Origin of the sequence: uncultured Sanguibacteroides sp. (genome assembly GCF_900543425.1) — a bacterium.
Lineage (GTDB): Bacteria > Bacteroidota > Bacteroidia > Bacteroidales > Marinifilaceae > Gabonibacter.
In genome coordinates this window covers 87,041-100,934 of the sequence record NZ_UQRQ01000005.1, presented here as the reverse complement: position 1 = coordinate 100,934, position 13,894 = coordinate 87,041, and the positions used below count along the sequence as shown (strand labels likewise).

Annotated in this window: 12 protein-coding genes; 9 read left to right on the top strand and 3 right to left on the bottom strand. The window is 40.0% G+C overall.

The genetic code is table 11. The features are described from left to right. Nucleotides 1-14: 14 nt before the first annotated feature. The 3 genes from QZR76_RS04040 to QZR76_RS04030 all read right to left on the bottom strand — a co-directional run bounded on the left by QZR76_RS04040 (nt 15) and on the right by QZR76_RS04030 (nt 2,791). Complete coding sequence (locus QZR76_RS04040; RefSeq protein WP_294140633.1) at nt 15-935, bottom strand: DUF368 domain-containing protein; 921 nt, start codon at nt 933-935, stop codon at nt 15-17. 27 nt (nt 936-962) lie between these two features. Then, on the bottom strand, nt 963-2,525 hold the full coding sequence (locus tag QZR76_RS04035) for a DUF4301 family protein (RefSeq protein WP_294140631.1): 1,563 nt from the start codon (nt 2,523-2,525) through the stop codon (nt 963-965). A gap of 113 nt (nt 2,526-2,638) precedes the next feature. Continuing rightward, nucleotides 2,639-2,791 (bottom strand): hypothetical protein, encoded by a 153-nt coding sequence (locus QZR76_RS04030; protein WP_294140629.1) that lies wholly within the window; start codon nt 2,789-2,791, stop codon nt 2,639-2,641. A 303-nt stretch (nt 2,792-3,094) separates the two neighbouring features. On the opposite strand from QZR76_RS04030, the gene QZR76_RS04025 reads away from it, so the two are divergent. The 9 genes from QZR76_RS04025 to QZR76_RS03985 all read left to right on the top strand — a co-directional run bounded on the left by QZR76_RS04025 (nt 3,095) and on the right by QZR76_RS03985 (nt 13,725). Then, nucleotides 3,095-3,760 (top strand): CBS domain-containing protein, encoded by a 666-nt coding sequence (locus QZR76_RS04025; RefSeq protein WP_294140626.1) that lies wholly within the window; start codon nt 3,095-3,097, stop codon nt 3,758-3,760. Between the two features lie 30 nt (nt 3,761-3,790). Beyond that, nucleotides 3,791-4,678, top strand: coding sequence for an NAD kinase (locus QZR76_RS04020; protein WP_294140624.1), 888 nt, complete (start codon nt 3,791-3,793; stop codon nt 4,676-4,678). 68 nt (nt 4,679-4,746) lie between these two features. Then, complete coding sequence (locus QZR76_RS04015; protein ID WP_294140622.1) at nt 4,747-5,490, top strand: isoprenyl transferase; 744 nt, start codon at nt 4,747-4,749, stop codon at nt 5,488-5,490. Between the two features lie 5 nt (nt 5,491-5,495). Continuing rightward, the gene (locus tag QZR76_RS04010; protein WP_294140620.1) at nt 5,496-8,051 is read left to right on the top strand and encodes a POTRA domain-containing protein; all 2,556 of its coding nucleotides are present in this window, start codon (nt 5,496-5,498) and stop codon (nt 8,049-8,051) included. A gap of 106 nt (nt 8,052-8,157) precedes the next feature. Next, nucleotides 8,158-8,673 carry an OmpH family outer membrane protein gene (locus tag QZR76_RS04005; protein ID WP_294140618.1) on the top strand — a complete coding sequence of 172 codons (516 nt, stop codon included), beginning with the start codon at nt 8,158-8,160 and terminating at the stop codon, nt 8,671-8,673. A gap of 95 nt (nt 8,674-8,768) precedes the next feature. Beyond that, nucleotides 8,769-9,593, top strand: coding sequence for a glutamate racemase (gene murI, locus QZR76_RS04000; protein ID WP_294140616.1), 825 nt, complete (start codon nt 8,769-8,771; stop codon nt 9,591-9,593). Nucleotides 9,594-9,618: 25 nt separating this feature from the next. Next, nucleotides 9,619-11,829: a RelA/SpoT family protein gene (locus QZR76_RS03995; RefSeq protein ID WP_294140613.1), complete on the top strand. Its 2,211-nt coding sequence runs from the start codon at nt 9,619-9,621 to the stop codon at nt 11,827-11,829. 83 nt (nt 11,830-11,912) lie between these two features. Then, complete coding sequence (locus QZR76_RS03990; RefSeq protein ID WP_041504341.1) at nt 11,913-12,365, top strand: transcriptional repressor; 453 nt, start codon at nt 11,913-11,915, stop codon at nt 12,363-12,365. A gap of 91 nt (nt 12,366-12,456) precedes the next feature. Next, complete coding sequence (locus tag QZR76_RS03985) at nt 12,457-13,725, top strand: adenylosuccinate synthase (RefSeq protein ID WP_294140611.1); 1,269 nt, start codon at nt 12,457-12,459, stop codon at nt 13,723-13,725. Nucleotides 13,726-13,894: the final 169 nt, after the last annotated feature.

Here is a 13,894-nt window from a genome sequence, read left to right as displayed (position 1 = left end):
TCGTCTGTTCTATGTTATTTTTTTAACGCTACTGCCATTTTTTCAATCCCCCAAATCAGTAAAAATCCGATAAGACACATGAGTATGGCTTGCCATGTATAAGGATCGCTTGCCTGCATTTGTTCGAAAGTATGAGGTAGAACATTTTTTTCCGTTTCAAACATCTCTCCGTTGATGAATTCCGGATTGTTGATTTTCCAAGGCCATATTTTATTTAATGATCCGATCATGAATCCGGTTAATAAAGCAACGGTCAGTCCATGATAATTCTTTAATAGCCATGAAAGTAAATGAGAAAATGCAATTAATCCGGAAACAGCTCCTACTAAGAAAACAAGTAATATACCGATATTAAAATTACTAACGGCGGTAATGATATACTCGTATTTCCCGAGTAGAAGTAGAATAAAGGCTCCGGATATTCCAGGCAGGATCATGGCACAAATGGCAATGGCTCCTGAAAATAGGATAAACCACCAAGTCTCCGGTGTCGTGGTTGGGCTAAGTACCGTGATTGTATAGGCCATAATACCTCCTGCCAGTAAAGAGAGTACGGTAAATACGTTCCAGTTTTTAACTTCTTTGAAAACTAAGAAAGCGGAGGCTATGATTAGCCCGAAGAAGAAAGACCAGACGTGAATAGGATATGTTTCTAACAGGAATTTCATTAATTTGGCTAAAGAGAATATGGATATGGCTATTCCGGCAACCACGGAAAATAAAAAATTACCGTTTATATGTTTCCATAACTCTTGCCATCTGAAAGTAAACAGAAGTCGTAAGGCCTGTAAGTTGACGGAACGAATAGAGTCGATTAATTCTTCGTATATTCCGGTAATAAAGGCAATGGTACCTCCGGATACTCCCGGGATAACATCTGCCGCACCCATCGCACATCCCCGCAGGACAAGTAATAGATAATTTCTTTTTTGCATATGTTTAAATTAAAAATGTTTTTCCGCTTATACGCTAAATACGTTGCGATGTTCAAAGCGTAGCAAGTCAAATACCGTTTTTACCGGAGTAAAAGTTGACAAGGGGACTTCGACAAAAAGTGTGTTCCAGTTTGCCATAGCTCCATTCCAAAGTCCGGGTAATTCCTGAACCTCAATTTCTTGACCTTCGTAAGATTTTTTGGAGATGAAACCTTGTGTAGCATCGATGAATTCCCGTAAGTCAAATTTCTTTCCACGGTAATTATAAGTACTGCATACAATATCTACCGGATTAAAATGAGTCGCTTTTGAAAATATTTTTTTCTGTTCCTTATCCTTCAGATCGATTTGGGCACTTTCCAAAATCATCAGGCGACTCCCCGTGTCATCACCGACCCAGAAAGGTCCTCCTCCGGGTTCACCTTCATTTTTAACCATTCCACATACGCGGATGGGACGATCCAGTAAATGTTTCAGGTATTTGATTCGCTCTTTAGGTGTGGAAAATGCAAATCCTTCCCGTTGTTTGTACCCGAGATTCTCGCTGATGAAATTTTCGATCTCACTCAATTTTTCTTCCGTCAGGTTATTTCTGTTTTTATTCAGAATCTTCAGGTAGCTGAATACTTTTTCCTGAACATCGAGCAATAGGCCGGCTAAAATCTTTTTATATTTAATCGTGTCGGCTTTATTTCTGTCCGGAGTTACGTTATCAATATTTTTAATAAAGATCAACTCTTCTTTCAAATCATTCAGGTTATGGATCAGAGCTCCGTGTCCTCCCGGCCGGAAAACAATGTTTCCTTGAGCATCACGTAAAATATTTCCGTTTGAATCCAGACTGATTGTATCCGTGGAAGGTTTTTGAATGGAGAAAGATATCTTGTATTTTATGTTATATTCTTTTTGGTAATCCTTTAGAATGTTCTTTAACAGCGCCTTGAATTTGTTGAGATGTTCTTCGGAAACCGTAAAGTGCAGATTGGCTGTTTTCCCGTTGTTACAATATAATGCAGCCTCCACGAGGTGTTCTTCCAAAGCGGTTCGGATATGATCCTGATAGATATGAAAATCAATAAGACCCTTGGGGGTTGAATTGTAATTTAATCCTTTTTCTGTCAACAGGTACTCTAATATTTCAGAGAATTGATTTTTCCACAAGAGCTTATCAACATCCAACATGTCTTTATAAAGGGCTTCCTTCAGATGAGGGTAAAATGGAAATTCCTTTAGTTTCTCAAAAAAAGAGAACATGGTTCCCGGCTCTTTGTTTTGCCGGAAGTTCAGGTAATCTTCATCACTTCCCGTGTATGTATTATAGAATGTATTTAAGGTTTTAAACATCCGCGAGGCGGAACCGGAAGCCGGAACCATTTTAACCATATCGAGAGAATCTCTTTTGTTCTCAAAGATTGAAATATAGTTGTTTCCCTCTTCTTCTGTTAAACTTTTTATTCCGTTCCGAAGAGTGGCGGCATCTTGAAGTTTGACAAATTCGAAACCTTTCTTGAAATTTTCGATTTGTTTATCAATTTGTACGAGTTTGATGCCCCGGTGTCTAAATTGTTTAATATCATTCTTTGTATACATAAATTTCAAATTTGAAAGGTTAGTAATAGTTTCGTAATGTACGAATGAATTGTGAAATAGTATGCGATTAATTGTTAAATTAAATAAAAAGCACGGCAAGGCCGCGCTTTTATTTAATTTTCTTCTTCATCGTATAGGTCTTCTTGGTTATCCAGTTCTTTTTCAAAGAAATCTTCTGCTTCTTCCAATAGACTTTCTACATCATCAATGCAAAGAGGCTCTTCGTCAATCCAGTAAATACGTTGATTACTATAGAAGCCGTCCATATCGCACTGTATAATACAACGAGGTTTTTCTGTATGTACAACATACAAAAGATCAGCTGCTTCCTGTGAATTGTCTGCGATGAGAAACTTCGGTAACATAATGTTTATTGTTTTTAAAATTCAAAGGCAAATATAAAGAATAATTGAAAATTGAAAATTGAAACCCGAAAATTATTTTCGGGTGAACTGGAAGTAGAGAAAAAAGCGTATCTTTAGGGCATAAAAAGAGATAGAATTTAAAATTTAGGGAGGGAAGAGTGGATGGCCTTTTGTTTTTAACGTCATATATTCAAAGAGTTAACAATGATTGCATTAAAAATATTATCACATGTTATTCCTGTCTTGAACCGGGAAGATCGTTGTTCTCAAGCTTTGGGATGGATGGAAATTTTCAGGGTTTCCCATTTGCCTGTTGTCGAGGGAGATGAATATCTGGGGTTATTGGAGGATGAGACAATATACGCTCATGGAAATTTGGAGGACCCTATCGCATCTCTGGAGATTCGTAAGGAGGCTACGTTTGTTTATGAGGATACTTATATTTACGATATTGTCGGGGTGGCTTCGGCCGGTATGTTATCCGTTATTCCCGTGTTGAGTCGAAGTGGAAAATACAGGGGAGTTATTCTGCCAGCTGATATTTTGTATCAGGTTGATCGTTTGTTAGGTGCTAATTTACCCGGTGGTATTATCGTTTTGGAAGTAGATAATATTGATTATTCTTTGGCGGAGATCGCTCAAATTGTCGAGTATAATGAAGCGAAGATCATCAGTTGTTGTGTAACGAGAGGCGGAGATGCCAATAAGGTGTATGTTGTTTTAAAAGTGAATACTTCTAATTTGGAGCCTATATTGGAGACATTCAATCGATACCAGTATTCGATTAAAATTACATTTGTAAACGGAGAAGAATATGGAGAAGAGCTGAGAGAGCGTTTTGGTCAATTGATGAAATATATGGAAATGTGAAGAAGCATCTGATTAAATTTTGTACGTGATATGAAAATAGCAATATTCGGGAGGGTGGTGGAAACTCATTTTTTCCCCTTTTTGGAGAGTATGTTGAAAAACTTGAGGGAAAGAGGTGCCATATTAAGTTGTTATCATCCTTTTTATTCTTTTTTGAAACAGCAGAATAGAGGTGTGGTGGAGTATTTTGATTCCTCTTTCGATGAGGTCCTGTCCAAAGGGGATGTCGATGTGTTATTTAGCGTAGGAGGAGACGGAACTTTCCTGAATTCAGTTATTTATGTAAGGGATAGCGGTATTCCTATTTTAGGTATTAATAGCGGGCGATTGGGTTTTTTGGCCAATATTGCTCAGGAAGAAATTTCTCGGGCTGTGGCAATGCTCTGTGCGGGTGATTTTGAAATCGAACAGCGGGATTTGATTCACTTGGATATAGAAGAGAATCCATTTTCAGATTTTAATTATGCATTGAACGAGGTTAGCGTGTTGAAAACGGAACGTTCTTCTTTGTTAAAAGTACACGCTTATATTGAGGGCGAGTATTTAACGACTTACTGGGCCGATGGTTTGATTGTGGCGACTCCTACCGGTTCTACCGCTTATTCTTTGAGTGGCGGAGGTCCTATCGTGTCTCCTGCATGCGACAATTTGATTTTGACTCCGGTAAGCCCTCATAATTTAAGTATCCGTCCGTTGATCTTACCGGGAAACGTGAGGGTCAAGTTACAAGTGGAAAGTCGATCTGCTGATTTTATGTTGAGTTTGGACTCCAGAATGCATAAAATATCGAATATTCGTGAATTATTCATATCTTCGGGGAATTTTAAATTGAATGTGGTTAAAATGCCGGATCACAGTTATTATGAAACACTCAGGAATAAGTTGCGATGGGGTGAGGATTTGCGAAATGAAAAGTGAAAAATAGTAAAAAGAGTGAGGGGATATGGAGAACTCTTGTAAATTTGCAATCTCATCTGGTGAAAAATATGATAGAAGAAATTAAACATAAAGGGAATGTGCCGGTTCATGTCGCCATTATCATGGATGGTAATGGAAGATGGGCTAAAAGTCGAGGTTTAGAGCGATGGCAAGGGCATAAAGAGGGGGTGGATACGGTAAAGCGAATTGTGGAGGCAAGTGGGGAAATCGGACTGAAATATTTGACCCTTTACACCTTTTCGATAGAAAATTGGAATCGTCCTAAGGAAGAGATAGATGTGCTGATGGGGCTAATGGTTGATGCTATTCTTGCGGAGACGGACAACCTGATGAAACAACAAGTGCGGGTAATGGCTATCGGAAACTTGTTGGATTTGCCTGAAGCGGTATATAAGAAATTGAAAAATTTGATCGGCCGGACGTCGGAAAATACAGGGGTAACCTTGGTGTTGGCGTTGAGCTACGGGGCACGATGGGAGCTTTTGGAGGCGGCAAAACACTTGGCTCGAGATTATAAAAGCGGGAAAATTATTAATATAGAGAGTGTTAATGACAATGATTTCGAATCTTATTTAACAACGACAGGGATTCCGGATCCGGATTTGTTAATTCGGACAAGCGGTGAATGTCGGTTAAGTAATTTTCTTTTATGGCAATTAGCGTATACGGAACTATATTTTATTGACAAATTTTGGCCTGATTTTGAAAAAGAAGATTTATATTTGGCCATTCGTAATTTTCAAAAACGAGAGAGACGCTTCGGGAAAACCGGAGAACAATTAAAAAAGTGAGTCAGATGATAGGAAAAACAGCGTTTGTACTGATATTTATATTTTGTTTTAATTGGGTTGAGGCCCAAGTTGCGGATTCGACAAAAAAAGTAATTGAGATTTATTATTCTGATCCTAAATCGTACGAGTTGGCCGGGGTTGAAATAACCGGTACCGGTGGCGGTTATGATAAGGATATTTTATTACAGATGTCCGGGTTGATTGTCGGACATAGAATTACCATACCCGGAGATGCAATAACAAAGGCTATCCGGAGATTATATGATCAGGGAATCTTTTCTGATATATCTATTTCTGTGGATCGGATCGAAGGAGATAAAGTGTATTTGAATCTGTATATTCAGGGGAGTTATCGACTTTCGAAAGTCCTGTATGTTGGTTTGAAAAAATCGGAAGAGACAAAAGTACGGGAAAAATTAGCTCTTATGCCGGGTATCCAGGTAACAGAGAACACGAAAGTCAATATAAAAAGAGGTATTGAGAAATATTTAAAAGAGAAAGGGTATTACAATTCCTCTATCAAGATTATTCAAAGAGATGATCCTGCCGTGGAAGGGAGTGTGATATTGGATGTTATCGTTGAGAAAAATAGCAAAATTAAAATTTCCGATATTATTATTACGGGGAATAAAGAGATTAAAGCCGGAAAATTAAAAGCGGCGATGAAAAAAACAAAAGAAAAATCTTTTGTTAATTTCTTTAAATCTGCTAATTTTATAGAGAAAAATTATGACGAAGATAAATTTAATCTTCTGAGCAGATACAATGAAAAAGGGTATCGAGATGCCGTTATCCTATCGGACTCGATCGTTCCGGTTTCGCCGAACAGGGTGAAGATTTATATTCATCTGGAAGAAGGGAATAAATATTATTTTAACGATATTACTTGGGTGGGTAATACCAAATACGAATCGTGGCGTTTATCCACACTTTTGAATATCAAGAAGGGAGATGTATACAATAGCAAGTACCTCCAAGAACGGTTGTATGTGGATGAGGATGCTGTAAGTAATATATACCAGAATAACGGGTATCTTTTCTCCAGGTTGGAGCCCATTGAAACGATCGTCGGCAATGATTCGATTAATTTGGAAATCCGTGTCGTTGAAGGACCTCAGGCCACCATTAACAAGTTAATGATAAAAGGTAATACCCGTACGCACGAACATGTGATTCGTCGGGAATTATACACGTATCCGGGCGAGCTATACAGTCGTCAGGATGTTATTCGGAGTATCCGGGAGTTAGCTAATATGGGGCATTTCGACCCGGAAAAGATCGAACCTAAATTCGAACCGCATCCGGAAGCCGGAACAACGGATATCATTTATAATGTATCGGAAAAACCCAATGATAAGATCGAGTTGTCGGGAGGTTGGGGTGCCGGTATGATTATCGGTTCGTTGGGTTTGACGTTTAATAATTTCTCTATCCGGAATATTTTTAACTGGGATTCTTATCGTCCTTTACCGCAGGGAGACGGACAAACATTTAGTTTGAAAGCTCAAACGAACGGTAAGTATTATACTTCGTTCAGTATCTCGTTTCGGGAGCCTTGGTTAGGAGGAAAGCGTCCGAACTCATTAAGTGTTTCGGCTTATTTCTCTCGCCAAACAGGTTATTCCCGTAATTATTATAACTCTTATTACGTGAACTCCAATAAGTCTAAGGATTTTTATAATTCCAGCGAATTGATGCTGACCTATGGTGTTAGTGTCGGATTGGGACGGAGAATTACTTGGCCGGACGACTGGTTCACGATGTATAATGAGATCTCTTACCAACGTTACGAGTTGAAGAATTGGCCTTATTATATTTTTAGTGACGGAAATTCCAATAACCTTTCCTTTGCAACCGTGTTGAAGCGGAGTTCTATAGATAATCCTTTATACACGAAACAGGGGAGTGAATTTACCTTGTCTTTAGCTTTTACTCCTCCTTATTCCTGGTTTGATAATCGTGATTATGCGACGGAGAAAGACCGGGTAAGATATAAATGGATCGAATATCATAAATGGAAGTTTAGCGGGAAAGTTTATATTCCGTTGACGGATGTGAACAAACCTCGTCCTTTGGTTCTTTATGCGTCCGTACAATATGGTTATTTAGGCCATTACGATAGTGACAAAAAATCTCCGTTCGAGGGATTTGAAATGGGAGGAGACGGAATGTCGGGATATAGTTTGTACGGTCGTGAATACATCGGATTAAGAGGATACGAGAACGGTTCGTTGACGAATGCAGGTTCGAGCTTTATCGCACCGAACGCTGCAGATGCGAGTCTTTATTCTAAGATTACGATGGAGATACGTTATCCGATCTCGTTGGCTCAATCGGCTACTATTTATGCTTTGGGATTCCTGGAAGCAGGAAATTCATGGTATAAATTAAAGGATTTTGAGCCTTTTAACTTGTACCGTTCTGCCGGAGTCGGTTTGCGCGTATTCCTGCCCATGTTCGGTTTATTGGGTATTGACTGGGGATATGGATTTGATGAAGTGCCTGGTCGTCAGGGAGCTGCCGGCTCACAAATACATTTTGTACTCGGTCAGGAGTTTTAGTTGACATAATCTTTTTTTTGTAATTTGTTAGATTAGATTAATAAGATAAAAGAGTGAAAAAGCAATTAATTTATTACTTTTGTAAATCATCAAATAGACAAACATTATGAGGAATACAATGAAATTTTTTGTTTTTGTGGCATTTATTTTTGCTGCATTTACAGCTTCAGCCCAAACGAGTTCGATAAAATTAGGACATTTAGATACGGATAAGTTGTTAAGTATAATGCCGGAGTTTAAGGATGTACAAATGAAAATACAACAGAAATGGGAGGCAGCAAGGAAAGAATCAGAGGATATGCGTGCGGAATTTGCCAAGAAATATCAGGAGTATCAGCAAAATGTGAAAACATGGAATGAACTTATACGGGAGACTAAAGAACAGGAATTGCAACAAATGAATCAGAGAATACAAGACTTTGATACAAATGCTGGTGAAAGATTAGATAAAGAGAGAAACGAGTTAATGACTCCGCTTCTTGAAAAGATCAAAAAAGCAATTACCGAGGTGGGAAAAGAGAATGGATATACCTATATCTTTGCTGCCGGAGCATTGCTGTTTGCTGCTGATAATAGTGATGATGTATTGCCTTTGGTTAAGAAAAAACTCGGGGTTCAATAAAAACTTCAGCTCGATATAAAAAGCCGCCGATGGCGGCTTTTTTTTGTTTAATATCTCGAAAAAGGTTATATTAGCACCTATAATAGAAAAGAAGTATGAGTTGTCCAATAGGGGTTTTTGATTCTGGTTATGGGGGGCTTACGATATTGAAAGATATTGTGAGAGAGATGCCTGGATACGATTATATTTATTTGGGTGATAATGCTCGGACACCCTACGGGACCCGTTCTTTTGATGTCGTTTATGAATATACCCGTCAGGCTGTTCTTAAATTATTCGAAATGAATTGCCGGTTGGTTATACTTGCCTGTAATACTGCATCGGCCAAGGCTCTACGTACAATTCAGCAGGTGGATTTACCTTTGATTGACCCGGAAAGAAGGGTGTTGGGGGTTATTCGTCCCAGTGCCGAAGCGGTTTCCCGTTTTACAACGAACGGGCATATCGGGGTATTGGGGACCAAAGGAACCGTGGCTTCCGATTCCTATCTTATGGAAATTGCTAAGATACATTCGGAAAAGGGACTTCGGGTCACTCAGCAGGCATGTCCCATGTGGGTCCCGCTGGTTGAGAATGATGAAATAGATACGCCGGGGACTGATTATTTTGTAAGAAAATACATTCAGGAGTTAATGGACAAAGATCCGATGATAGATACGATCATTCTGGCTTGTACCCATTATCCATTGTTAAGAGAGAAAATAGATGAGATTATACCTAAGGGCGTGACTGTTGTTGAGCAGGGGGGATTGGTGGCCCAAAGTTTAAAAGATTACTTGGAGCGTCATCCTGAAATAGACGGACGACTTTCCAAAGGGGGGAAAATCACGTATTATACGACTGAAAAAGGGGGTATGTTTGACCGGATGGCTGCCTTATTCCTGCAATCGGACGTGACCTCTCGGCATATAGAGATATAACCGGTTGACCTAAATCATGATGGATATGACAGAGCAGGAAATAATAGAGGCGGCTTTCGAGGATTTATTGAATTCCATGCGGAAGGGTACCACAGAGGAGAATAAGAAATTAATTCGGGTGGCGTTTGAGTTCGCCAATGAAGCGCATCAGGGAGTGCGGAGAAAATCCGGAGAACCCTATATTCTTCATCCGATCGCTGTGGCCAAAATTGCGACGAAGGAGATCGGCTTGGGTACGAAGTCGGTGATCGCCGCTTTGTTGCATGATGTTGTGGAAGATACGGATTATACTGTAGAGGATATCTCCAACCTATTCGGGCCTAAGATCGCTTCTCTCGTGGATGGATTGACGAAAATCAGTGAGGTCATGGGATCGAATACGACGAAGCAGGCCGAGAGTTTTCGAAAAATGATTCTTACTTTGGCTGATGACGTTCGCGTGATCCTGATTAAGATTGCCGATCGTTTGCATAATATGCGTACGTTAGACTCCATGCCCGAACACAAGCAGGTGAAAATAGCGGGAGAAACGCTTTATATTTATGCTCCTTTGGCTCATCGTATGGGGTTGCATGCGATAAAAACCGAATTGGAGGATTTAAGCTTGAAATATGAGAATCCGGAAGAGTATAAAGTCTTAGAAAAACGAATTCAGGCTTATAAGACCGAAAATACGAATCTTTTTCAGCAATTTATTATTCCTATACGGGAGCGTTTGGCGGAAAATGGTTATCAGTTTGAGATCACGGCACGTACCAAGAGTGTCTATTCTGTCTGGTCGAAGATGCAACGCCGGCATATTTCATTTGAGGAAATATATGATTTGTTAGCCGTACGTATTGTTTTTGTTCCCAAAAGTAACCAACCCGAAAAATGGCAGTGCTGGAATATATATTCCCTGATCACGGATTTGTATAGCCCTAAACCCGAACGTATACGGGATTGGGTTAGTGTTCCGAAAGCGAATGGATATGAAGCGTTGCATTTGACTGTCATGGGGCCGGGAGGACGATGGATTGAGGTCCAAATTCGTTCGGAGCGCATGGACGAGATTGCGGAACGAGGTTTTGCCGCTCATTGGAAATACAAGGGCGATACGGATTCCAATTCCGAGTTGGATAAATGGTTGGCAGGGATAAAGGAAATGTTGGAACAGCCGGGAACGGATGCTTTGGAGTTTCTGGATGAATTTAAAATGAATTTATACGCGAAGGAGATTCGGGTATTTACTCCTAAGGGCGATATGAAGACTCTTCCTAAAGGAGCTACGGCGCTGGATTTTGCTTATGATATCCATACAGAAATCGGAAATTCGTGCATCGGGGCAAAAGTCAATCATAAGTTAGTCCCCATGAGTCATGTCTTGCAAAGTGGGGATCAGGTGGAGGTGTTGACGAGTGATAAGCAAAAGCCCCAGAGTGACTGGCTTGATTTTGTGGTTACGGCAAAAGCAAAAACGAATATAAGTGCAGTTTGCAGAAAAGAAAAGAAAGAACAGACCCGGAACGGCGGAGCGATCTTTGAGAAATTATTGGATGATATGCACTTACCCGATTCGCCCGAAACCATGAGGAAAGCACTTAATCATTTGAAACTAAATACAAAAGAGGAGTTGTTTATCAGCTTGGCTAAAGGACATCTGGATGTAGAAGAGGTGAAGAGAGCATTGAAGAGGAAGTCTGAAAATAAATTTGTAAAATATTGGAAGTTACAGTTTTTCAAAAACGACAAATCGGATGCGATCAAAGAAGGAGGGGCAGAAAATAAAAAGAAAGAGGATGAGAAGGTTTTTAACGATATCGTAGAGGATGCTTCTGATTTTATTATTGCGCCTTGTTGTAATCCTATTCCGGGTGATGATGTCGTCGGAATGAAAATAGACAATAAGATTACCGTTCACAAACGTAAATGTCCCGAAGCCATTCGCTTGATGTCCAGTTACGGGGATCGTATCGTGCCAGTCAAGTGGGTCAGCCATAAGATTATGTCTTTTTTAGCCGTGATTAAGTTGAACGGCATTGATAGCATGGGGATTGTGAGCGACATAACAATGATTATTTCTAAAGAGAATAACGTGAATATGCGTACGGTACATTTTGAGACGAAAGACGGTATATTCGAAGGGATGATTCATTTGTACGTACATAATACGGCAGATTTAAACAATCTGATGATGAAAATAGCCTCGTTAAAAGGGGTGGAGAATGTGTCTCGGGTGGAGAATATCGATCTTTAATTAAAATTCTTCTAAATTAGATGAGCATGTTTTCGAGATTTGTTGTAATTTAGCAAAGTCATAAATCAAGTGTTTTGGACTCAATGGAAAAAATAAAGGAGACGGTAAAAGAGATTTTTACTACTTACTTGCAGCAAAAAGGACATCGTAAGACACCGGAACGGTATGCTATCTTGGACGAGATTTATTCTCATACGGGGCATTTCGATATCGAATCTCTGTATGTTTTTATGAAAAATAAAAACTACAGGGTAAGTCGGGCTACTTTGTATAATACGATTGATTTGCTGTTGGAATGTAAGCTGGTGATAAAACATCAGTTTGGAAATAATATTGCCCAGTTTGAAAAGGCTTATAACAATAGAAAACACGAGCATATTGTGTGTAAGGTATGCGGAAAGGTGGAAGAGTTTGCTGACCCGCGATTGGAAGAGATCGTTGAGCATGTGGAAGATAAATATGATTTTTCGGTTCATCATCATATGCTTTATATATATGGCGTCTGCCACGACTGCAAGTTGGCTGCTTCGAAATAAATATTAACTTTGTACGTTTGTTTTTTTAGTAATTGTTTTATAATCCAGAATTGTTGCGGTTACGTGGCAATTATAATTAAAATAGTATCAAATGAAAGTAGATGTATTGTTGGGATTACAGTGGGGAGATGAGGGAAAAGGAAAGGTCGTTGATGTTTTAACACCTCATTACGATGTGGTCGCTCGTTTTCAAGGAGGGCCAAATGCGGGACATACGCTGGAATTTAACGGTGAGAAATATATCCTTCGTTCTATCCCTTCCGGAATTTTTCAGGGAGACAAAATAAATATTATCGGGAATGGTGTCGTGTTGGATCCGGCTTTATTTAAGGCAGAAGCAGAGGCACTTGAGGCTTCCGGTCATGATTTGAAAAAGAGATTGCATATATCTAAGAAAGCCCATTTGATTCTTCCGACACATCGTTTCTTGGATGCTGCTTATGAGGCGGCCAAAGGGGCGGCCAAAGTGGGAACGACAGGGAAAGGAATCGGACCGACTTATACGGATAAGGTCAGTCGGAATGGCGTTCGCGTGGGGGATATTTTACATGATTTCGATACTAAATACGCGAAAGCGAAAGCTCGTCACGAGCAGATATTGAAGAGTCTGAATTTTTCATATGATTTATCTGCCGTGGAGAAAGAGTGGTTTGAGGGAATCGAATATTTAAAACAATTTCAGTTAGTAGATAGTGAACATGAGGTGAATTATACCTTGAAAGCCGGAAAGTCTATTTTGGCGGAAGGGGCGCAAGGAACAATGCTGGATATCGATTTTGGTTCTTATCCTTTTGTAACCTCGTCCAATACCGTCTGTGCCGGAGCTTGTACCGGATTGGGCGTAGCTCCGAGTCGTATAGGAGAGGTTTTCGGTATTTTTAAAGCCTATTGTACCCGTGTCGGAAGTGGTCCTTTCCCCACGGAGTTAAAAGACGAAGTAGGAGGTCGGTTATGTGATCTGGGACATGAATTCGGATCCGTTACTGGAAGGCGTCGTCGTTGCGGTTGGATTGATTTGGTTGCCTTAAAATATGCTATTATGATCGATGGTGTCACTCAGCTCATTATGATGAAAAGCGATGTGCTGGATTCTTTCGATACCATTAAAGCCTGTGTGGCTTATGAGATTGATGGAAAGGAAGTGGAGGATTTTCCTTTCGAAATCAATGATAATATCAAACCGGTCTACGTGGAGCTTCCGGGTTGGAAAACCGATATGACTCAAGTGAGTTCGGAAGATGAATTTCCGGAAGAGTTTAATAACTACTTGACTTTTCTGGAAGAAGAGACGGGGGTGCCCGTTAAAATCGTGTCCGTCGGGCCGGATCGAGAACAAACAATTATTCGTTACCAGGATTAAGAATAAGAAAGGTGTCTTTTCAGGCACCTTTCTCTGATAATAGAGACGGCTATTGCCGGGAGCCGTTGGGCCCTTGAGGAAAATATGAATGGGATGCCGGACCGGCAAAGGTGACATTATCCGATAGGGGAGCCGATGGTTATCAAATTATACAGGCCGATGCGGTGAA